At 68.1% G+C, this 21,599-nt stretch carries 15 protein-coding genes; 7 read left to right on the top strand and 8 right to left on the bottom strand.

Features of this window, described 5'->3' with window-relative positions; translation table 11 throughout:
* Nucleotides 1-94: 94 nt before the first annotated feature.
* Genes ASE72_RS03850 through uxuA form a run of 4 tightly spaced genes read right to left on the bottom strand, consistent with a single transcriptional unit; the run spans nt 95 to nt 5,409 of the window.
* Entirely contained in the window at nt 95-1,396 is a 1,302-nt protein-coding gene (locus tag ASE72_RS03850) for an MFS transporter (RefSeq protein WP_056016870.1), read from the bottom strand.
* 46 nt (nt 1,397-1,442) lie between these two features.
* A complete protein-coding gene (locus ASE72_RS03845) occupies nt 1,443-2,834 on the bottom strand; it encodes a mannitol dehydrogenase family protein (RefSeq protein WP_056016867.1) in 1,392 nt (463 codons plus the stop codon).
* A complete protein-coding gene (uxaC, locus tag ASE72_RS03840; protein ID WP_056016864.1) occupies nt 2,831-4,243 on the bottom strand; it encodes a glucuronate isomerase in 1,413 nt (470 codons plus the stop codon). Before uxaC ends, ASE72_RS03845 begins: the two co-directional genes overlap by 4 nt.
* Complete coding sequence (gene uxuA, locus ASE72_RS03835) at nt 4,240-5,409, bottom strand: mannonate dehydratase (RefSeq protein WP_056016861.1); 1,170 nt, start codon at nt 5,407-5,409, stop codon at nt 4,240-4,242. Before uxuA ends, uxaC begins: the two co-directional genes overlap by 4 nt.
* A 141-nt stretch (nt 5,410-5,550) precedes the next feature.
* On the opposite strand from uxuA, the gene ASE72_RS03830 reads away from it, so the two are divergent.
* A complete protein-coding gene (locus tag ASE72_RS03830; protein ID WP_056016858.1) occupies nt 5,551-6,465 on the top strand; it encodes a sugar kinase in 915 nt (304 codons plus the stop codon).
* Nucleotides 6,466-6,560: 95 nt separating this feature from the next.
* Here ASE72_RS03830 and ASE72_RS03825 read toward each other — a convergent pair whose 3' ends face one another.
* Together ASE72_RS03825 and ASE72_RS03820 are read right to left on the bottom strand one after the other, a co-directional pair.
* Complete coding sequence (locus tag ASE72_RS03825) at nt 6,561-9,596, bottom strand: TonB-dependent receptor (protein WP_235532214.1); 3,036 nt, start codon at nt 9,594-9,596, stop codon at nt 6,561-6,563.
* Nucleotides 9,597-9,911: 315 nt separating this feature from the next.
* Nucleotides 9,912-10,658 carry a FadR/GntR family transcriptional regulator gene (locus ASE72_RS03820; protein ID WP_056016852.1) on the bottom strand — a complete coding sequence of 249 codons (747 nt, stop codon included), beginning with the start codon at nt 10,656-10,658 and terminating at the stop codon, nt 9,912-9,914.
* Between the two features lie 270 nt (nt 10,659-10,928).
* Here ASE72_RS03820 and ASE72_RS03815 point away from each other — a divergent pair, with 270 nt between their 5' ends.
* Genes ASE72_RS03815 through ASE72_RS03790 form a run of 6 tightly spaced genes read left to right on the top strand, consistent with a single transcriptional unit; the run spans nt 10,929 to nt 19,213 of the window.
* Complete coding sequence (locus ASE72_RS03815; protein WP_235532213.1) at nt 10,929-12,326, top strand: 3-keto-disaccharide hydrolase; 1,398 nt, start codon at nt 10,929-10,931, stop codon at nt 12,324-12,326.
* 13 nt (nt 12,327-12,339) lie between these two features.
* A complete protein-coding gene (locus ASE72_RS03810; RefSeq protein ID WP_056016849.1) occupies nt 12,340-13,650 on the top strand; it encodes a Gfo/Idh/MocA family protein in 1,311 nt (436 codons plus the stop codon).
* A gap of 1 nt (nt 13,651) precedes the next feature.
* Nucleotides 13,652-14,506: an FAD:protein FMN transferase gene (locus tag ASE72_RS03805; RefSeq protein ID WP_235532212.1), complete on the top strand. Its 855-nt coding sequence runs from the start codon at nt 13,652-13,654 to the stop codon at nt 14,504-14,506.
* Nucleotides 14,503-15,774 carry a Gfo/Idh/MocA family protein gene (locus ASE72_RS03800; protein ID WP_056016846.1) on the top strand — a complete coding sequence of 424 codons (1,272 nt, stop codon included), beginning with the start codon at nt 14,503-14,505 and terminating at the stop codon, nt 15,772-15,774. Before ASE72_RS03805 ends, ASE72_RS03800 begins: the two co-directional genes overlap by 4 nt.
* A gap of 14 nt (nt 15,775-15,788) precedes the next feature.
* Nucleotides 15,789-16,946, top strand: coding sequence for a Gfo/Idh/MocA family protein (locus ASE72_RS03795; protein ID WP_056016843.1), 1,158 nt, complete (start codon nt 15,789-15,791; stop codon nt 16,944-16,946).
* On the top strand, nt 16,943-19,213 hold the full coding sequence (locus ASE72_RS03790) for a GH92 family glycosyl hydrolase (protein WP_235532211.1): 2,271 nt from the start codon (nt 16,943-16,945) through the stop codon (nt 19,211-19,213). Before ASE72_RS03795 ends, ASE72_RS03790 begins: the two co-directional genes overlap by 4 nt.
* Before the next feature lie 46 nt (nt 19,214-19,259).
* Here the strand turns inward: ASE72_RS03790 and ASE72_RS03785 are convergent, their stop codons facing one another.
* Nucleotides 19,260-20,432 carry a cellulase family glycosylhydrolase gene (locus tag ASE72_RS03785; RefSeq protein WP_056016839.1) on the bottom strand — a complete coding sequence of 391 codons (1,173 nt, stop codon included), beginning with the start codon at nt 20,430-20,432 and terminating at the stop codon, nt 19,260-19,262.
* Between the two features lie 14 nt (nt 20,433-20,446).
* Nucleotides 20,447-21,574: an aldose epimerase family protein gene (locus ASE72_RS03780; protein ID WP_056016836.1), complete on the bottom strand. Its 1,128-nt coding sequence runs from the start codon at nt 21,572-21,574 to the stop codon at nt 20,447-20,449.
* Between the last annotated feature and the right edge of the window lie 25 nt (nt 21,575-21,599).

Here is a 21,599-nt window from a genome sequence, read left to right as displayed (position 1 = left end):
AAAAAGTAACCTTCGCGACAGCGCGACGATCGCGCTGTCGTATCTCCCCTGCGTCCGGTCGCTGAGACGACCGGACCGACGCGCGAGCCGCTTGTCAGGTCGTCGGCGATACCGTCGCGACGTCGAGCTTTGGCAGCAGGAGATGGACGATGGCGAGCGCGACGAGATAGGCGCTGCCCGCCCAGATGAAGACCGGCGCGTAGCTGCCGACCGTCTCGAGCACATGGCCGACATAGCGCGCCATGATCATGCCGCCGACCGCGCCCGCAGCGCCGCCGATGCCCATGACGGAGGCGACCGAGCTCTTGGGGAAGGTGTCGGAGACCATCGTGTACAGGTTCGACGACCAGCCCTGATGCGCCGCTGCGGCGACACCGATGATCGCGACCGCGGCGAACAGGCTCGACACGGTGCTCGCCAGCATGATCGGGAGCACGAGCACCGCGGACGCGAGCAGCGCGAGCTTGCGTCCGGCATTGACGCTGTACCCGCGCTTGATCAGCGCCGACGACAGCCAGCCGCCGCCGATGCTGCCGACGTCCGCGAGCAGGTACACCGCGATCAGCGGCGGGCCGAAGGTCTTGAGATCGAGACCGTGGCGCTTGGCGAAGAAGTCGGGCAGCCAGAACAGGAACAGGTACCAGACGGGGTCGGTCAGGAACTTCGCGGTGACGAACGCCCAGGTGCCGCGATAGCGGAACAGGCGACGCCACGGGATCGGCGCGGTGCCCGCGTCATTGTCCTGATCGGCGCGGATATAGGCGAGCTCCTGCGCCGAGACGCGCGGGTGGTGTTCGGGCGCGCGGTAGAAGAGAAGCCACGCCGCCAGCCAGACGAACCCGAGCATCCCCGTCACGATGAAGGCGACCCGCCAGCCATAGGCGAGCGTGATGATCGGCACGACGATCGGCGTCGCGATCGCGCCGACATTGGCACCCGCGTTCAGGATCCCGGCGGCAAGCGCGCGTTCCTTCTTGGGAAACCATTCGGCGACCGACTTGATCGCGGCGGGAAAGTTCGCGGCCTCGCCGAGGCCGAGCGCGAACCGCGCGATCGAGAAGCCGCCGGGGGTGCGCACCAGCGCATGGAACAGCGCCGCGAGGCTCCACAGCGTGATCGCCGCGGCATAGCCCATCTTCGACCCGACCTTGTCGATGATCGGTCCGCAGGCGAGCAGCCCGATCGCATAGGCCGCCTGGAACCAGAAGACGATCATGCCGTAATCGACCTCGGACCAGCCGAGTTCACCCTGCAGCGTGGGCTTGAGGATGCCGATGACCTGCCGGTCGATATAATTGATCGTCGTCGCGAAGAACAGCAGCGCGCAGATGACCCAGCGGACGTTGCCGCCGGCCTTTTGCGGGCCCGCATCCGTCGCCTGTGTTGAACCGTTCACGCTTGCTCTCCCTCGCGGTTCTTCCGCCTGTTATCGTTTGTCGCGGTTATCTTGTGTCGAATGCCGTCAGCGTTTCGGCCAGGGCTGCTCTGTCGGCAGGGTCCGGACACCAGGTACCGGCGAGCAGACCGCGTTCGCCGAGCACCGCATCGACGATGCCGTCGCGACCCGCCGAAGCCCATGCGGCCGCGAGGTCGGCAGCGCGCGGGTCGTCGACGTGGCCGTCATCGCCGCGGACGTACAGCAGCCACGCGGCGAGCGCTTTCAGCGTTTCCGGGCACGACCGTCCGCGCGCGCGATTGGCGTCGAGCGAGGCGAGCCAGCGCTGCGGGATCTTCTGCGACCCGTCGCCCGCGATCTGGCGCAGCGCGTGACGCAGCGCCGGATTGGCGAAGCGGGCGAGCAACGCGTCGGCATAGGCCGTCAGATCCTGTTCGGGCGCAGGATCGATGCTCGCCGCGGCTTCGTCGCGCATCAGCCGTTCGACGCTCGCGCCGATCACGCGGTCGCCGATCGCTTCGTGGACATAGGTCAGGCCGGCGCGCAGCCCCAGATAGGCGAGCGCGGAATGCGCGCCGTTGAGCATGCGAAGCTTGGCGGTCTCGTACGGCGCGACGTCCGCGACGATCTGTGCGCCGACCGCATCCCAGCGCGGCCGGCGGCCGGCGAACCGATCCTCGATGACCCATTGCGCGAAGGGCTCGGTCAGGATCGCGGCCTCGTCGCGGACGCCGAGCATCGCCTCGACCGTATCCAGATCGGCGGGGGTGACGGCGGGGACGATGCGATCGACCATCGTCGACGGGCACGCGCATTCGCGGGCGAACCAGCTGCCAAGCGCCGGATCGACATGGTCGAGCCACGCGCCGAGCGACGCCGACAGCGCCCCGCCATTGTCGGCGAGGTTGTCGCAGCACAGCAGCGTCAGCCCGCCGATCCCGGCATCGCGTCGCGCCGCGAACGCGCGCGCGAGGTGATGGTAGAGCGTGCCGCCCGACCGCTCGACCGCGGCGAGGTCGAGCGATCCGTCGGCGCGACGATGATAGCCCTTTTCGGTCACCGTCAGCGTTACGATCGCCACGTCGGGCGACACGAGCGCGCGGTGGAGATCGTCGGTCGCCGCCGATGCGACGATCACGTCGCGGACCGACCCGATCAGGCGCGACGCCGCGCCGGCCGCGCCCTTTTCGGTGACCGTGTACAGCCCGTCCTGCGGGGCGAGCGCGTCGCGGACCGCGGGGGAGCGCAGCGACGCGCCGATAATTCCCCAGTCCCGGTCGCCTGCCGACATCGCGGCGTCGGTGAACACCGCCTGGTGCGCGCGAGCGAAGGCGCCGATACCGAGATGGACGATGCCGATACGCTGGCGCCGGCGATCATAGTCGAACCGCGCGACGCTCGCCGGCAGACGGTCGATCGTGGCGGCGGACAGCCTCACAGGCGATACGCCCTGCGCGCGAGCCCGACGGTGAGCTCCTGCGCGAGCTCGGCCGCCTCCCAGTCCGCGAGCCGGTGTTCGGCGACGAGCCGTGCCAGGAACGCGCAGTCGACGCGGCGCGCGACGTCGTGGCGCGCGGGGATCGAGAGGAACGCGCGCGTGTCGTCGTTGAACCCGACGGTGTTGTAGAAGCCCGCGGTCTCGGTCGTCATCTCGCGGAACCGGCGCATGCCCTCGGGCGAATCGTGGAACCACCAGGCGGGACCCAGGCGCAGGCACGGATAATGCCCCGCGAGCGGCGCGAGTTCGCGCGCATAGGTGGATTCGTCGAGCGTGAAGAGGATGATCGTCAGCCCCGGATCATTGCCGACCTCGTCGAGCATCGGGCGCAGGCCGTTGACGAAATCGGCGCGGCCGGGGATGTCGGCGCCGCGGTCGCGGCCGTGCGTCGCGAACAGCCGGGCATTGTGATTGCGCACGCTGCCGGGATGGATCTGCATGACCATCCCGTCTTCGATCGACATGCGCGCCATTTCGGTGAGCATCTGCGCACGGAACAGCTCGGCATCGGCGGGTGTCGGATCGGCGCCGGTGACGCGCGCAAACAGCGCCGCCGCCTCGCTTGCGGCGAGATTGGCGGTCCGCGCGGTCGGGTGGCCGTGATCGGTCGCGGTTGCACCGGCCGCGCGAAAATCCGCGCGGCGCTTGCGATGCGCGGCGAGATAGCCGCGCCACGTCCAGACATCCTCGCCGGTCAGCGCGGCGAACCGCTCCATCGTCGGGCGGAACGCCTCGTGCTCGACGTCGATGACGCCGTCGGGACGGTAGGTCGTCACGACGCGGCCCGCCCAGCCCGAGCTGCGGATCGCGCGATGCGCCTCGAGCGGATCGTCCGCACCCTCGGTGGTGGCGAGGAATTCGATTCCGAACCGGTCGAACAGCGCACGCGGGCGGAACGCGTCGGTCGCGAGCCGTTCGGCGATGCCGTCGAAATACAGGTCGCTCGTCGACGCGTCGAGCGCGACGTCGAACCCGAGCACCTCGGCGAAGACGTGGTCGAGCCACGCCTGCGACGGCGTGCCGCGGAAAAGGTGGTAATGGCTTGCGAGCGTGCGCCAGGCTTCGCGCGGGTCGGTATCGGGTGCGCCGTCCCGCGACGGCACGCCGAGGCGATCGAGCGCGATGCCCTGGCTGTAGAGCATGCGGAACAGATAATGGTCGGGCGACAGCAACAGGCTGGTCGCGTCGCTCCAGCGCGCGTCGGTCGCGAACCAGCGCGGATCGGTATGGCCGTGCGGCGAAACGATCGGCAGCGTCGCGATCTCCGCATAGAGCGCGCGCGCGATCGCGCGCTGGTCGGGATCGCTCGAGAACAGCCGGTCGGGCGAGAGACGAAGCGGGCGGGTCATCGCGACGTCGCCATATGCGCGATCCCGCGCTCGAGCCCGCGCAGTTCGGCGAGCCCGCGCATCCGTCCGAGCAGCGAATAGCCGGGCAGCGTGTGCTTCGACAGGTCGTCCAGCATCTGGTGGCCGTGATCGGGGCGCATCGGGATCGATCGCCCCTCGCGCGTCTGCACCGCGTGGATCGCGGCGACGAGCGCGACCATGTTGGCGTCGCCCGCGAGATGCGCGGCTTCGTGGAAGCCGCCGTCGGGCTCGCGCTGGACCGAGCGCAGGTGCAGGAAGCCGATCCGGTCGCCAAGCCGCTCGATCATGCCGGGAAGGTCGTTGTCCGCGCGCGCACCGAACGACCCGGCGCAGAAGCACAGGCCGTTGGAGGGGTTGGGTACGCGCGCGAACAGGCTTGCGACATCCGCCTCGGTGCTGACCACGCGGGGCAGGCCGAACAGCGCGAAGGGCGGGTCGTCGGGATGCACCACCAGCCGGATACCAAGCGTGTCGGCGAGGGGGCAGACCGCCTCGAGGAACGCGACATGGTTGGCGCGCAGCGTCTCGGCGTTGATCGCGTCATACTGCGCGAGCGCCTCGCGGAACCGGTCGGCGGTAAACGTTTCCTCGCTGCCCGGAAGCCCCGCGATGATCGTCTTCTCGAGCAGCCGGCGCGCGTCCGCATCCATGCCCGCGAACCGGCGTTCGGCGGCGTCGACCAGCGCGGGGGAATAGTCGCGCTCCGCTCCTGCGCGGCGCAGGATGTGGAGGTCGAAGACTGCGGCGGCCTCCGGCTCGAACCGCAGCGCGCGCGCGCCGTCGGGCATGACCCAGGCGAGATCGGTCCGCGTCCAGTCGATGACCGGCATGAAATTATAGGTCACCGTGCAGATCCCGCACGCCGCCAGGTTCGACAGGCTCTGCCGGTAATTGTCGATCAGCGCGTCCCAGTCCGCGCCGCGCGTCTTGATCGCCTCGTGCACCGGAAGGCTCTCGACCACCGACCAGACGAGCCCGGCCGCCGCGATCTCCGCCTGCCGTGCCGCGATCGCCGCCTGTGGCCAGACATCGCCGTTGGCGATCTCGTGCAGCGCGGTTACGATGCCGGTTGCGCCCGCCTGGCGGATGTCGCGCAGTCGTACGGGATCGGAGGGGCCGAACCAGCGCATCGTCTCGGTCATCATCACCGTCAGCCACCCCTCTCGATACCGCGCGGGCCTTATGGCTCTTCCACTGCGGGTCATGTCTGTTTAGCACCGGATAATCTGATAGGCCATAACCAAAGAAGTGGTAAGGCCATTTTGTCTGTCAAAAAGAGGGATCGCATGATCATCGTCGTCGGAGAAGGCATGCTGGAATTGTCGGGCGGGGCGGACGCGCGCGTGCCGGGCTGGGCGCTGGGCTATGGTGGCGACACGCTGAATAGCGCGGTGCATCTGGCGCGACTGGGGCAGCGCGTCGCGTTCGTCACCGCGCTGGGCACGGATCCGTTCAGCGAGTCGCTGCGCCGCGACTGGGCGGACGAGGGGCTGGACCTCACGCTGGCGCGCCGCGATCCCGACCGGCGGCCCGCCTTGTACGCGATCACCACCGACGCGCAGGGCGAGCGCAGCTTCACCTATTGGCGCAGCGACAGCGCCGCGCGGCGGATGTTCGCGCTGCGCGACAATGACGACGTGCTGGCCGCCGCCGGGGAGGCCGATCTCCTCTATTTCTCGATGATCAGCCTTGCGATCCTGCCGCGCGAAGGCCGTGACGCGGTGTTCGCGCTGTGCGCGCGCATCCGCGAGCGCGGCGGACGCGTCGCGTTCGACAGCAATTACCGCGCCGCCCTGTGGGAAAGCGATGCCGTGGCGCGCGCGGTCCATGCGCGCGCGGTCGCGGTCGCCGACATCGGCCTGCCGACGCGCGAGGACGAGCAGGCGCTGACGGGGCTCGACGATGCCGTGGCGATCGACGCGTGGTGGCGCGAACGCGGCGTCGGCGAGGTCGTTGTGAAGCTGGGCGGCGAGGGGTGTTTTGCAGACGGCGCGGTCCGCCCGGTGCCGGCGAAGATCGTGCCGGTCGACACGACGGGGGCAGGCGATGCGTTCAACGCGGGCTATCTGCATGCGCGCCTGAACGGGGGCAGCATCGCGGACAGCGTGACCGCCGGCCATGTCCTTGCCGGCTATGTCATCGGGCGGCGCGGGGGCATTCCCGCCGCATCGCACGATGCACCCTATGCGACGCTCGCATAAGAAAAGGGTGCGCCGCGCATGACGTGCGGCGCACCCTGAGGTTGGGTCGACATCGGCTATGGGAACGACCGATGTCGACGGGGGAAAGCGGGTGATCAGAACTGGAAATTGACCGCCAGCGCATAGGTGCGGCCGAAATAGGCGGTGTAGAGCGGGTCGTTGCGCGTCGTGTCGACGGTCAGCCGGTTGGTCTCGTTGGTGATGTTCGAGACTTCGGCAATCAGCTTGATATGCTCGTTGAGGTTGTACGAGGCGGAGGCGTCGACGAAGATCGAGCTGGCGTTCGACGTCGAGTCCGCGTCGACCGAGCCGCTGGGTACCGCGGTCAGGAACGCGGCGCGGTAGTTCACCGTCGACCGGATGCTGAACTTGTCGTCCTCGTAATAAAGCGTCCCGCTCGCGGTTTCGGGCGACAGCCCGACCAGCGGTGCGGTGCGCGAGAGCGTCGGCGAGATGACGTAGTTGATGTTCGACCGGACGCGCGTGAAGTTGGCGAGCGCGCCGAAGTTGCGCAGCGCCCCCGGCAGGAAGGTGAAGGGCAGCTGCACGTTCACCTCGAACCCGCGCAACGGGCCCCCTTGCGTGTTGTTGCTGCGCTGGACGGTGAACAGGTCGGTCGGGCGCAGCTGCGTGCCGTTGAGCAATGTGAGCGGCAGCCCGATGTCCTGGAACGCGACCGACTGGCTCGTCGTCTGGATATAGCTTTCGATATTCTTGTAGAAATACGCGAGCGAAATCAGCGAGCCCTTGGCGAAATACCATTCGAGCGCCGCGTCGAACGTATTGGCACGGATCGGCTCGAGGAAGGGATTGCTGAACGAGGCGGTCTGGATGACCAGGTTCGCCGAGCCCGCGGGGATCAGCTGCCCGTAGGAGGGGCGCGACATGACGCGTGCCACCGACGCGCGCGCGATCAGCTCAGGCGTGACGTCGAGTGCGAGGTTCGCCGATGGCAGCCAGTCCTCATAGCTGCGGCTGACCTCCGAAATCACGAAGCGTGACGGATAGAGCGAGCCGGCAGGCGCGGCCGAGGTGATCGGGCCATAGGTGTCGAGGCTGGTATGGACGTAGCGGACGCCGGCATCGCCGCGCAGCGCGAAGGGCAGCGAGTTCGCGGTGTTGAACTTCACCATCGCGTAGCCCGAGCCGTATTTCTCGTACACGCCGCCATAGGTGCCCTTGGCGCACTCGATGCTGCAATAGACGTAATTGTCGAGCCCGACCGCGTCGCGGAACTTGTCCGGATCGATCGTCACGAAATCCTGCAACAGGCCGTCCAGATTGCCGCCAACGCCGCTCGTCACGGTGGTGAAGCTTGAAACGGTGACGCCCGCGGGCAGCGCGAGCGGCGTGTTGGTCGCGAGCTGCCGTTCACGCGCGGTGTATTTGTTGGTGCGGTACTGGCCGCCAACCTGCAGCGTGAAGTCGGGGGCTGCTTCCCATTCGCCGTTCAGCTCGAACGTCTTGCTGGTGATCGTGTTGCGACGGATCAGGTTCGACAACTGGCCGCGCTGGTCGCCGTTCGCGAGCGGCGGGCCGAACTGGAACAGCGCCGCGTTCGTCGTGTCGATGCCGTAGCCGATCTTGGGAATGTCGGGATTGTCGCGGAAATCGATCGAGAAATTGCGCGTGTCGTTCGAATCGATCGCGACCTGCAGGCGATCGACGTCGAGCCGCGACTGGTTGATGCCCGCCAGGCCAGAGATCCGGACGGTGTCGGAGAAGCGGTGATCGAGGTTCAGGTTGACCTGGCGATAGGTCGAGGTGAACTTCTCCTTCTGCATTTCCGATCGCAGGTCGACGCCGTCGAAGAGCCCGTGGATCAGCGATCCGTTGTCGTCGACCTCGATCTCGCGCACCGACGTCAGCGGCTGCCCGTTGTTCGAGATCGCGCGACCGAACGAGCGCGCATCGAAATAATTGTCGAGCCGGTCGACCTTGAACCGCGAATACAGGCCGTCGAGCGAGATGTCGGTGTCGTCGCTCGGCTTCCACTGCAGCGTCAGCGTGCCTGCGAGACGTTGCTGCTCCTGGCTGCTCTTCACCGGGCGCGGCAGGCGCGGCAGGAATACGCCGCCGCCGGGGCGACCGTTCACCCCGGTACGGCTCATGATATAGTCATAGGCCGCCGCGGTGCTGGTCCGCGGATTGCCCGTGCTGCAATTGTTCGCGTCCGCGCCGATCGGCGTGCCGTTCGGCTGCGTATAGCCGGACACCGGGTTGGTCGCCGCGCCGCCACGGAAGGAATAGCCGACCGGGGTGCAGAACGGGAAGATGACGCCGGCATTCGCGGTGCCCGCGGGCTGCGCCTGGCCATAGACCGTGGTCGGGACGACATCGACCGCCGAATAGGCATATTCGTCGATATGCCGCTTCGAATAGGCGATGCTGCCGAGGATGCCGAACGTGTCGCCGAACTTCTTCGAGACGAGCGCGGAGAGGCGCGGATCGGCTTCCTTGCTGATGTCGTTGTAGATCCCGCGCGCGGTGCCGGTGAGGACGAAGTCCTTGCGCTGGTCGAACGGCTTGGGCGCGCGCAGGTCGACGGTCGCGCCGAGCGAGCCCTCCTCGACATCGGCCGACAGCGTCTTGCGGACCGAGAGCGCCGAGAAGATCTCGGTCGGGAAGGTCACGAAGTCGAACGAGCGCCCCGTCGCGACGCCGCCGCGAATGTCGCTGCCGCTGACCTGCGACACGCCCTCCATGCCGTTGATGCGGACGCGCGTGAACTGCGAGCCGAGCCCGCGCACGGAGATGTTGCGCCCTTCGCCGCCGTCGCCGCGCGACAGCGCGACACCGGGGATGCGCTGCATCGATTCGGCGAGGTTGGAGTCGGGAAACTTGCCGATATCCTCCGCGACGATGCTGTCGATCGCGGCGGTCTCGTTGCGCTTCTGGTTGAGCGCGTTGTTCAGCGCCGCGCGAAAGCCGGTGACGACGATGTCGGCACTCTGCGATTCGGGCGCGGCCTGGGATGGATCAACGGGGTCGGGTGCGCTGGTCTGGCTGTCCGCCGGCGGCGGTACCTGGCTGCCCGCGGTCTGCTGGGCGATCGCCGGTGCGGCCACTAACAGGCTGACAAGGCTCGTCGAGACGAGCAGCCCGCGCATATTGATGCCTCTGCAGATCACATTCCCTCTCCCCGTAAATCCCCGCGTACAGAAGGCCTGTCGACAAGGATGTTCATGCGTCGGCGTGGTTTTTTCTGTCCGACCAGAGATGCGTAACACTGCAATTTCTATATTACAATATGGAATCATGTGGTCAGGCAATACTGGGTATGGGCATGACCTGGGTTCGCGCGGATCGTCGTTGCCTCGGTGCAGTGCAGCACTATCGACGGTCTAGCCGCGTCGATGCAGTGCGATACGCCGTGCTGCGTGCGGCGTTGTCGGGGGCGTGCCGGGTTGTCCGACGTCAGATCGGGCGCGTGCCCGCTGGCAGTGTCAGACCGAGCGGCGCGCGAGTGCGCGGCGGCGCTCGTTCGTGGCGGCGCGTGCGCGTTCGACCGCTTCGGTCTCGGTGACGTGGAGCAGATGGTCGATCACGCGCGCGAGATGGTCGCGCATCGCGAGGCGTGCATCGATCGGCGACCGCGCTTCGAGCGCGCTGAGGATGCGGCCATGTTCGGCCATGCGGCTCTCGGTGCCGAGGCTGCCCGCCTTTGCCAGCACCTCGCGCGCGAGCGGGGAGCGGAACCGCATGTCCCAGAAATCGGTCACCGCCGAGATGATGACCGCGTTGCCCGTCGCCTCGGCGATCGCGATGTGGAACCGGCGATCGGCGTCCTCCGCCGCAGCGGTGTCGTCCTGCTCCATCAACGCGAGCAAACCGCGCAATTCGGCGAGTTGTGCCTCGTTGATCTCGGTCGCGGCGACCGCGGCGACCTCGCCTTCGAGCAGCCGCCGCGCCTCGGTGATTTCGAATGCGCCGATATCGAGCTCGCGGTCGGTATCGGCGGTCGCGGCGGCGAGCACGAACACGCCCGAGCCCTTGCGCGCTTCGACGAGCCCCTTCATCTCGAGCGCGATCATCGCCTCGCGGATGGTCGGCCGGCTGACCTGGAACCGCTCGGTCAGGTCGCGTTCGGCGGGCAGCCGCGAGCCGACGGGAAATATGCCGTCGGCGATGTCCGCGATGATCGCCTGGACGATCTTGCCGTAGAGTTTGCCGCCGCCGTCGGTCACGTGCATCCTTTGTCCTCGTCGCCGGCGCACCCGCGCGGTGGCCAGCATCGCCACCTAGTTCGCGTTGTATCGGCGCGCGTCAAGCCTCTGACGCGGCTATCGCTGATAAAATGTCTTACAATCCTATTGCATGTGGCCCGACCACAATTTAAGACCAGATACAGGAGAGGCCGTACGACAGCGACATGTCGGCGGTACATGATGCGAGACGTCCGGAAACCGTCCGGCCGAGGGTTGCCCGATCCATGCTCGCAGAAAAGAGAAAAGGGGAGGCGAATGGCTCGAGCGCTCGCAATTCTGACCCTGGCGGTCGCGCCGTTGATGGCGCAGGCGTCGGTCCGCGCGGCACCGGCACAGGAGTCCTCCGGCACGCAGGCCAAGGCGCCGTGGCGCGACGTGACTCCGCGCGAAGGGCTGGCCGGCTGGCGTGCGACGGGCGGCAATGCGACCTACGCGTTCGAGAATGGCGAGCTGATCGGCCGCGCCGAGCCGGGCAAGACCAATAGCTGGCTCGTGTCCGAGGCCCAATATGGCGACTTCATCGTCGAGTTCGACGCGAAGACCGATCCTGCGCTCAATTCAGGCATGATGATCCGCGGGCAGAGCCGCCCCGATTACCGCAATGGCGTCGTGCACGGCTATCAGGTCGAGATCGATCCGTCGGCGCGCGCGTGGAGCGCGGGGATGTATGACGAACAGCGCCGGCAATGGCTGTACACGCTTGGCCGCAACGCGCCCGCGCGGCAGACCTTCCGCTCGGGCGACTGGAACCACTACCGCGTCGAGGCGATCGGCACGCGGCTGCGCAGCTGGATCAACGGCGTCCCCGCGACCGATACCGTCGACGATGTCGATGCGCGCGGCTTCATCGCGTTCCAGGTGCACGCGATCCCCGATGCGGACGCGGCGCGGCATCCCGAGGTGCGGTTCCGCAACGTCCGCGTGATCACCGATGCGCCGGCGCGCTATGCGATGCCCGCGACCGCGCTGCCGCAACAGGGCTGGCTGAGCAACCGGCTATCCGCGGAGGAGCAGCGTGCGGGCTGGAAATTGTTGTGGGACGGCAAGACTGGCGCCGGGTGGCGCAGCGCGAAAGGCACGGGGTTCCCGGCGAAGGGCTGGACGATGGCCGGCGGCGTGCTGCGCGTCGATGGCGGCGGCGGCGACATCGTCACGACGCGCGAGTATCGCGATTTCGAGCTGTCGGTCGATTTCAAGCTGACCCCCGGCGCGAACAGCGGGATCAAGTATTTCGTCGATGCGGGGCTGCTCAAGCGCAAGGGCGACGCGCTCGGTCTCGAATATCAGCTGCTCGACGATGCGCGGCATCCCGATGCGAAGATGGGCCGCGACGGCAACCGGACGCTCGGCTCGCTCTACGACCTGATCGCGGCGAAGAACCTGTCCGACCCGGCGAGCCCGGGCAAGCGGATCAACCCGCCGGGCGAATGGAACCGGGCGGTGATCGTGGTACGCGGCGCGCGCGTCGAGCACTGGCTGAACGGCTTCAAGATGGTCGAATATGACCGCGGGTCGCCGGCGTTCCGCGCGCTGGTCGCGCAGAGCAAATATGCCGCGATCCCCGGGTTCGGCGACGCCGTGCAGGGGCCGATCCTGCTGCAGGATCACGGCGACCGGGTCGAATTCCGGTCGATCAAGCTGCGTGTACTCTAAGGGGGATCAAGCGATGGACCGTCGGACGATGATTAAGGGCGCGGGCGCGACGCTCGGCGTGGCGATGAGCGCGCGCAGCTATGCACGGATCAAGGGTGCGAACGACCGGCTGAGCGTCGCGATCGTCGGGGTGAATGGCCGCGGCCAGGCGCATATGAGCGCGTTCACCAAGGTGCCGAACATCGACATCACGCATTTCTGCGACGTCGATTCGGCGGTGCTGGCCAAGCGCGCGGCGGCGTTCGCGGCGAAGGGCCATGCCGCGCCGCGGACCGAGGGCGATTACCGCAAGCTGCTCGACAACAAGGCGATCGACATCATCACCGTCGCGACGCCCGATCACTGGCACGCCAAGCTGGCGGTCGACGGGATGAAGTCGGGGCATCACGTCTATTGCGAAAAGCCGATCGGGATCGCGCCCGCCGAGGGCGAGGCGATGATCGCCGCGCAGAAGAGCACCGGGCGCCAGCTCCAGGTCGGCAACCAGCAGCGGTCGAGCCCCGAGACGCGGCAGCTGCTCGCGCTGGTCCAGGCGGGCGAACTGGGCGACGTGTACGAGGCGCAGACCTGGTACGCCAATAATCGCGGATCGATCGGCAAGGGACAGCAGGTCGCGCCGCCCGCGACGCTCGACTGGAACATGTGGCAGGGGCCGCGCCCGCGCGCGGCGTACCGGTCGAACCTGGTGCCGTATAACTGGCACTGGTTCTGGCAATACGGGACGGGCGAGCTGTGCAACAACGCGATGCACGAACTCGACGTCGCGCGCTGGCTGATGGGGCTGGCCTATCCGAAGCAGGTCGAGGCGAAGGGGGCCAAGCGCTTCCATGCGGGCGACGACTGGGAGATGTACGACTCGCTGTCGCTCGATTTGAACTACGATAACGACCGCGTGATCCGCTGGAACGGGCAGAGCTGCAACGCGATGCTCACCTATGGCCGCGGGCGCGGCGTGCTGCTGCTCGGCACCAAGGGTTCGGCGGTGGTCGATCGCAACGGGTTCGAACTCTATGATCTGGCGGGCAAGTCGGTCCGGCAGGTGATGGCCAAGGCGACGTCGGAAACGACCGGCACGGTCGGCGAGGGGGTGCTCGACGTCTATCACGCGGGTAATTTCGTCGACGTGATCCGCGGCAAGGCCACCACGCTCAACTCGCCGATCACCGAGGGGCATATCAGCACGACGCTCTGCCATCTCGGCAACATGGCGTATCGCACCAACAGCGTGCTGACCGTCGATCCGACGACGGGCAAGCCGAGCAGTGCCGAGGCGATGAAGCTGTGGTCGGTCGCGTACGAACCCGGCTGGGAGGTCAAGGCCTGACGTGGGCAGCGTCGCGCGGGTCGAGCGCTTCGTCGCGATGGGGACGCGGATCGAGCTTCACGTCTTTGGTGCAGGATCTGCGGATGCGCTCCACGCCGCGCGGCGGGCGATCGAGGGCGTCGACGACGCGCTGACGATCCACCGGCCGTCGCCGACGACCGTGCTCAACGACGAACTGCTCGCCGGGCGCGGCGTCGCGATCGACGATCCGGTGCTGATCGAGGCGCTGATCGCGATCGACGCGGCGCATGCGCTCACCGAGGGGTTGTTCGATCCGGCGGCCGATCGCCGGTTTGCCGGCGCGGGCTGGGGCGATCTCGTGTTCGACCGCAGCACCGCGCGGATCGCCGCGACGCGGCCGCTCGCGCTCGATTTCGGCGGGTTCGGCAAGGGTTTCGCGCTCGACCGGGCGTGCGCCGCACTGCGCGATGCGGGCGTCGTCTGCGCGTGCCTGTCGGCGGGTGAAAGCTCGATCGCGGTGATCGGGGAGCATCCGCTGGGTGGCGGGTGGCCGTTCGCGATCCCCGATCCGTCGCGCACCGACACGGTGCTGGTCGAGGTCGAGCTGGTCGACGAGGCGCTGTCGATCTCGACGACGGTCGGCGCGGGCACGCAGGCGCCCGAGCGCGCGGCGATGATCCGCCCCACCGATGGCGGGATCGTGACCGCGGCGCGCTGTACCGTGGCGATCGACCGCAGCGGCGGGGTTGCCGAGGCGATGAGTACCGCGTTGCTCGTCGCCGATGCGCCGCGCGCGCGACGCCTGCTCGACGCGGCGCCGGCGCGGCGGTTCCTGTACGATCTTTCCAAGGCTGCGGCGCGGACCGAAGACACAGCAAGGATGCAAGCGGCATGACCGACAAGGATTTCGACCTCTCACGACGATCGTTCATCGATCGCGTGCTGACGGCGACGGCGGGCGCGGGGATGGCGGCCGCCGCACCCTGGGCGGTATCCGCAGCCTCCGCCGCCGCGGGCGCCGAGCCGGTCAAGTCGAACCCGGTGCGGCTGGGCGTGATCGGCACGGGCGACCGCGGTCGTGCGCTGATCCAGAACATCGCCAAGTCGCGCAACTGCACGGTCGTCGCGATCTGCGACAGCTATGCACCGAACCTCGTCAAGGCGCAGCAATGGGCACCGACCGCGCGGCGCTTTGCCGATCACCGCGCGATGCTCGATGCGCGCGGGATCGACGCGGTGGTGATCGCGACGCCGCTCGACACGCATGCGAAGCTCTGTTTCGACGCGTTCGACGCCGGGCTGCACGTGTGGTGCGAAAAGGCGATGGCGCGGACGATCGCGGATTGCGGCGCGATGATCACGCGTGCCAAGGCGGCGGGCAAGGTACTGCAGATCGGGCATCAGCGGATGTTCCACCCGACCTATCTCAACGCACTGAAGCGCGCGCGCGCGGGCGAGATCGGCACGCTGACGCAGATCCGCGCGAGCTGGCACCGCAACAATGCCTGGCGCCGCGTGGTGCCCGCCGATGCGAACGACCGGCAGATCAACTGGCGACTGTACCGCGACCGGTCGGCAGGGCTGATGACCGAGCTGGCGACGCACCAGCTTCAGGTCGGCAACTGGTTCCTCGACGCGGTGCCGACGCGGGTGATCGGGTCGGGCAGCATCTGTTTCTGGAAGGATGGCCGCGAGGTCTATGACCATGTCGCGCTGATCTACGAATATAGCGGCGGGCGGAAACTGATCTACACCTCGCTGCTCAACAATGCGCGCTATGGCTGCGAGGAGCAGATCCAGGGCAGCAAGGGGACGATCGAGCCCGAGCTGGGGCGGATCTATCAGGAGGTGCCCGCCAAGGTGCTGGCGTTGCAGCGGATGCACAAGGACGTCGCGCGCGGACACAAGCGCACCGTGCCGATCGGCGGCGCGACCTGGTTCCCCGAGCTGCCCGTGACGACGCCCGGCGAGTCGCTCGGCTGGGGCGAATATGACGAGACGATGCTCCAGTTCGAGGGCTTTGGCGAGGCGGTACGCGCGGGCAAGCCGCTGCCCGGGCTGTTGCGCCAGGCCTATCAGGCGAGCGTCGCGTCGCTGCTCGGCGAGCAGGCGATGGACCGCAACCAAGCAATGACCTGGCCGACGAACCTGGTCGCGATCTGAAAGGGGATAGAGCTGTGACCGACACCAACCGCCGGGGACTTCTCGGGCTCGGACTGACCGCCGGACTGGCGGCCGGGTTCGCCGCCGACGCGTTCGCGCAATCCGTCACGCGCGGCGATGCGCCGACCGAGGGGGCGGTCGCCAAGCCCGCGCCCGAGGCCAAATACCGCGTGCCGTTCGCGGTGATCGGGATGGACCATAACCATATCTATGGCATCACCGACGCGGTGATCCGCGGCGGCGGCGTGCTGACCGCCTTCTATGCGACCGATCCCAAGCAGATCGCGAGTTTCCGCAAGCGCTATGGCGACATCAAGCTGGCGCGGTCCGAGCAGGAGATCCTCGACGACCGCGCGATCAAGCTGGTGTGCAGCGCGGCGATCCCCGTGCTGCGCGCGCCGCTGGGCATCCGCGTGATGCGCGCGGGCAAGGACTATCTGAGCGACAAGGCCGCGGTCGTGACGCTGAAGCAGCTCGCCGATGTCCGCCGCGCGATCCGCGAGACGGGGCGCAAGTTCGCGATCATGTATTCCGAACGGCTCGAGGTGCCCGCCGCGGTGATGGCGGGGCAGCTCGTCCATGACGGCGCGATCGGGCGCGTGATCCAGACGATCAACCTCGCGCCGCACCGGCTGTCCGCGCCGAGCCGCCCCGACTGGTTCTGGGATCCGGCGCGCAACGGCGGCATCCTGACCGATGTCGGCAGCCACCAGGCGGACCAGTTCGTCTATCTGACGGGCAGCAAGCGCGCGCAGGTGCTCGCGTCGCAGACGGGCAATTTCGGCAATCCCGCGCATCCCAAGTTCGAGGATTTCGGCGACATGATGCTGAGCGGTGATGGCGGCGCGGGCTATGTCCGCGTCGACTGGTTCACGCCCGACGGCCTGTCGACCTGGGGCGACGGCCGCCTCTTCATCCTCGGCACCGAGGGCTATATCGAGCTGCGCAAATATGTGGATATCACGGGGCGCCCGGGCGGCAACCACCTGCTGATCGCGGACAAGAAGGGGACGCGCTATCTCGATTGCTCGAAGGTGCCGCTGCCGTTCGGACCGCAGTTCGTGACCGACCTGGTCGAACGCACGTCGGTCGCGCAGGATCAGGAGGGCGCGCTGCTCGCGGCCGAACTGGTGCTGACCGCGGAAGCGCGCGCCACTCCGGCGAAGCGATGACCGCGCGCCGCGGCGTGGCGGCGTGCACGATGCTGCGCGTCATCGGGGTCGGCGTGGCGCTGGCCGCGGCTGCACCGGCCGCACCGGCCGCACCGGCCGCACCGGCCGAAAAGCGGGCGGGGGCGGGGCGCGATCCGCTGCCGCTCAGCCAGTATGTCGATCCGCTGATCGGTACGGGGGACGACGACGAGGGCGACACGATCCCGGGGCCGACGCTGCCCGCGGGATCGATCCATCCGAGCCCGAACACGATCACTCCGGCGACCAGCAATGCGGGCTATGACCGCGCTGCGCCGCTGAGCGGGTTCGCGCAGCTGCATACGCAGGGCTCGGGTGGGGTGCCGAGCTATGGCACGTTCCTCGTCTCACCGCAGACGGGGCCGCTCGCGACGACCGAGGCGGAGCATCTCTCGCCCAAGCGCGACGAGCACGCACGGGCGGACGGCTACCGCGTGACGCTCGCGCGCTATGGCACCGACGTCGAGATCGCGCCCGCGCATCACGCCGCGCTGTACCGCTTCACCTTTCCCAGCAGCGGCGACGCGCATCTGCTGTTCGACGTGACGCGCAAGATCATGGGCGAGCTCGGTACTGCGGGATCCGAGGTCACGCTGTTTCCCGAGCAGGGCAAGATCGTCGGCCGCGTCCGCACGCGGCATTACTGGTCGCCCGCGGAGGTCGATATCTGGTTCGTCGCCAGGGTCGACGCGAAGCCGACCGCCTGGGGAATCGAACGCGCCAATGTCCGCACCCCCGGCGCGACACGGGCAACCGCGCCCGCGGACCAGCCGCTGCGCGCGTGGTGGACGTTCGGCAGCGCGGGTCGCAGGCCTGTCACGATGAAGATCGCGGCCTCCTTCGCCAGTGCGGCACGCGCCGAAGAGCTGCTCGCACAGGACCTGCCCGGCTGGGACATGGCCGCGGTCCGCAGCGCGGCGGGCAAGGCGTGGAACGACGCGCTCGGGCGGATCACGATCGACGGGGTCGGCGCGGCGGACCGGCGGCGCTTCTATACCGCGCTCTACCATGGCATCGTCCAGCCGCGCGACCGCACGCAGGACCAGGCGGACACCGAGCGCGCGTCGCCGCTGTACGACGATCACTATACGCTGTGGGACACGTACCACACGGTCTATCCGTTGATGTCGCTGATCCGGCCCAGCGCCTATGCGGGCGTGATCGGATCGTTCGTGCGGACGTGGGAACGCTATGGCGCGGCGGATACCGCGTTCATCGCCGGGCGGAATTTCCATGTCGGCCAGGCGGGCGACGAGGTCGACAACGTGATCGGCGAGGGGTTCCTGCGCGGCGTTCCCGGCGTCGACTGGCAGAAGGCGGCGAACGTCGTCCTGTTCAACGCGTTCGAGCGGCGCCGGCCGCGCTATCTGGTCGACGGCTATTTCGCGGTCGACGATCGCAGCCCCGAGGGGACGCCGCAGCGGTCACGCTCGGGGTCGGCGACGATGGGCATGGCGCTGAACGATTATTACGCGGCGAAGGTCGCGGCAGGCACGGGGCATGTAGCCGAAGCAGCGCTGCTCGAGACGCGCGCGGGGAACTGGCGCAACGTCTGGGATCCGCGCGCGACAAGCGACGGCTATACCGGGTTCGTGGGGCCGCGCTTTGCCGACGGGCGGTTCCAGCCGAACGACCCCAAGCGCGGCTGGGACGGCAAGGTTCACGACAATTTCGGCTTCTACGAGGGGACGGGCTGGATCTACTCCTACGGCGCGGTCCACGACGTTCCGGGCATGGTCGCGATCATGGGCGGGCGCGCAGCGTTCACGCGGCGGTTGCAGCATGCGTTCGATGCGGGGCTGATCGACTTCACCAACGAGCCGTCCTTCTCGACGCCCTGGCTGTTCAGCGAGGTCGGGCGCCCCGATCTGGCGAGCAAATATGCCGATATCGTCTTCAGGCGGTTTACCGCGGACGCCTATCCCGGCGACGAGGACAATGGCGCGATGAGCTCGCATTATGTGTTCAACCGCCTCGGTCTGTTCCCCAAGCTCGGCAGCGACCTCTATTATCTGCACGCGCCGCACCAGCCGCGGAGCCGGATCACGCTCGAGTCCGGGCGGACGTTCACCATAGTCGCTCGCGGACAGGGGGCGGGGACGCGCTATATCCGCGCGGCGCGGCTCAACGGGCGACCGCTCGACACGCCGTTCGTGTCGCAGGCCGCGATCCTGCAGGGCGGGACGCTCGAGCTCGATCTGGGTCGCACGCCGAACGGCTGGGGGCGCGCGGCTTCGGTCCTGCCGTGAGACGCAGCGGTGGAGGCCGGGATCAGGCTCCCGGCCTCTTCCCTCGTCAGCGGCGGCGACGTGTGCCGGGCTGCGGTGCGGCAGCCGGTTCGCCGGGAACGACGGTCTTGGGGGCAGCGCTCAGCCGGCGGATCAGGTCGGTCTCGGCCTTGCGATACGGCGTGCCGTCGGTGCGGAAGACCTCATGGAACCAGATCGTCGGCTCCTCCATCACATAGGGCTTTTTCCAGCTGTCCCAGGGCAGCCGCGTCTGCGTCTTTCCGTCGACGAACCCCCAGTTCATCATCGCGACATTGTAGCGTTTGGCGATCGGCAGCGAGCCGTCGAACGTCGAGCCGTTCCCGCGCGCCATATATTCGGTGCACAGGATCGGCCGGTTGTACGGCAGCAGCTGGCGCACGCGCGCCTCGAACGTCTCTGGCCAGCTGTAATCGTGGAAGCTGATGACGTCGGACTGGCCCAGCTGGAGCTTTTCCATCGGCGTCAGCTTGCCACCGGTCGGGGTCCAGTCGTCATGCTGCCACACGCCCGACGTCAGCGGCTGCGACGGGTCGGCATCGCGTGCCCAGTCGAACGCCTGCGCCAGAAGCGCGCGGACGAGCGGTTCCTTGCCCTCCTGGCCCTTATACTGGTCCGCGCCGTTGTCGGGTTCGTTCCAGACGTCCCAGCCGAGGATCCGGTCGTCCTTGGCGAACGCGCCGACGATCCCCTGCACATAGGCCTTGTACGCGGGATAGCGGCTGCGGTCGCGGAGCCCCGGCAGGCCCGGACCCTGCACCCAGCCCGAATTATGCACGCCGGGGATCGGCGGATGCTGTGGCCCGAGCTTCGGATCGGGATCCCAGCAGCTGTCGAACAGCACGAACAGCGGGCGGATGCCGTGCGCGCGCGCGATCGTCAGGAATTCGTCGACGCGGCGCTTGAAGCCTTCGGGGTCCTGAACCCAGAGCTGGTCGTGGAGGAACACGCGCATCGTGTTCATCCCGATGCCCTGCGCGAGCCCGAGCTCGTAATCGATCCGCTTGGGATCCCACGTCGTCGCCTGCCACATCTCGAGCTGGTTGATCGCGGAGGCGGGGGTGTAGTTCGCGCCCACCAGCCAGGGTTGCTTGGCGTACCAGGCGGAGGCCTGTGCCTCGGTCCAGCGCGGGCGGGCGTCGGCGGTGCCCGCGGTCAGCGCGCTCGTCGCCGCGAGTGCGGCCAGCAGTAACTTGTTCATGTCTTCCTCCCCTGTCAGTTTTTCTCGGTGAAGAGCCGGTACGTCATGACGTTGCGATAGGTCTGGCCGGGGTTCAACCGGATCGAGGGAAAACCGGGCTGGTTCATCGCGTCGGGAAAGACCTGCGGCTCCATGACGATGGCGTCGCCCATCCGATAGGCCTGCCCGCGCTTGCCCTTCACCGTGCCGTCGAAGAAATTGCCCGAATAGAATTGCAGCCCCGGCTGGTTCGACCAGAGTTCGAACCCGCGCCCCGAGACCGGGTCGACGACGCGCGCCATGCGGTGCTGGTCGGGCGTCACCGCGTCGCCGACGACCCAGTTGTGGTCATAGCCGCGCGCGAAGACGATCTGTTCGTCGCGCGCATCGCGGACGCGGTCGCCGACCGCGGTGGGCTTGCGGAAATCGAAGACCGTGCCCGCGACGCCGGCATGGCGACCGAGCGGGATCGAGGAGGCGTCGGTCGGCGTGTAGCGGTCCGCGGGGATCGTCACGACATGCCCCATCGCGCTCATGCCCGGCCCCGCGAGGTTCCAATAGGCATGGTTCGACAGATTGACATAGGTCGGCCGGTCGGTGGTCGCGCGGTAATCGATCGTCAGCGCGCCGCGCTCGTCGAGCGAATAGGTCGCCAGCGTCGTCACCGTGCCCGGATAGCCCATGTCGCCATCGGGGCTGACATAGCGCAGCGTCACCGAGGCGGTCGGACCGTCCTTTACCGCGACGACCTGCCACAGCACCTTGTCGAACCCCTTGGTGCCGCCGTGGAGCGAGTTGGGGCCGTTGTTGACCGGGGTCGCATAGGCCTTGCCGTCGAGCGTGAAGCGACCCCTGGCAACGCGGTTGGCGACGCGACCGACGGTGGCGCCGAAGAATTCGGGCTTGGTCGCATAGCCCTCGAGCGTGTCGTAGCCGAGTTGCACGTCGGCGACCTTGCCCGCGCGATCGGGCATCGTCACCGATTGCAGCGCGGCGCCGAGCGCGATCACGCTGGCGGAGACGCCGTGCGCGTTGGTCAGCGTCACCCGCTCGACCGCGCGCCCGTCGGGCAGGGTGCCGAACGTCGCGCGGGTCGTCCGCGCCGCGACCACAGGCGTGGCACAGGTCGCCGCGAGCAGCGTGGCGATGATGACGTGGCGCATCGGGTATCTCCCTCCATCGATTTCC

Source organism: Sphingomonas sp. Leaf20 (assembly GCF_001421535.1).
Lineage (GTDB): Bacteria > Pseudomonadota > Alphaproteobacteria > Sphingomonadales > Sphingomonadaceae > Sphingomonas.
The sequence above is the reverse complement of the archived record's forward strand: the minus strand, read 5'-3'. Positions and strand labels throughout refer to the sequence as shown.

Coding starts and splice junctions, on each gene's coding strand:
- ASE72_RS03780 (WP_056016836.1), bottom strand. CDS start 21,574: ATGCGCCACGTCATCATCGCCACGCTGCTCGCGGCGACCTGTGCCACG.
- uxuA (WP_056016861.1), bottom strand. CDS start 5,409: ATGATGACCGAGACGATGCGCTGGTTCGGCCCCTCCGATCCCGTACGA.
- ASE72_RS03830 (WP_056016858.1), top strand. CDS start 5,551: ATGATCATCGTCGTCGGAGAAGGCATGCTGGAATTGTCGGGCGGGGCG.
- uxaC (WP_056016864.1), bottom strand. CDS start 4,243: ATGACCCGCCCGCTTCGTCTCTCGCCCGACCGGCTGTTCTCGAGCGAT.
- ASE72_RS03810 (WP_056016849.1), top strand. CDS start 12,340: ATGGACCGTCGGACGATGATTAAGGGCGCGGGCGCGACGCTCGGCGTG.
- ASE72_RS03815 (WP_235532213.1), top strand. CDS start 10,929: ATGGCTCGAGCGCTCGCAATTCTGACCCTGGCGGTCGCGCCGTTGATG.
- ASE72_RS03785 (WP_056016839.1), bottom strand. CDS start 20,432: ATGAACAAGTTACTGCTGGCCGCACTCGCGGCGACGAGCGCGCTGACC.
- ASE72_RS03820 (WP_056016852.1), bottom strand. CDS start 10,658: ATGCACGTGACCGACGGCGGCGGCAAACTCTACGGCAAGATCGTCCAG.
- ASE72_RS03790 (WP_235532211.1), top strand. CDS start 16,943: ATGACCGCGCGCCGCGGCGTGGCGGCGTGCACGATGCTGCGCGTCATC.
- ASE72_RS03800 (WP_056016846.1), top strand. CDS start 14,503: ATGACCGACAAGGATTTCGACCTCTCACGACGATCGTTCATCGATCGC.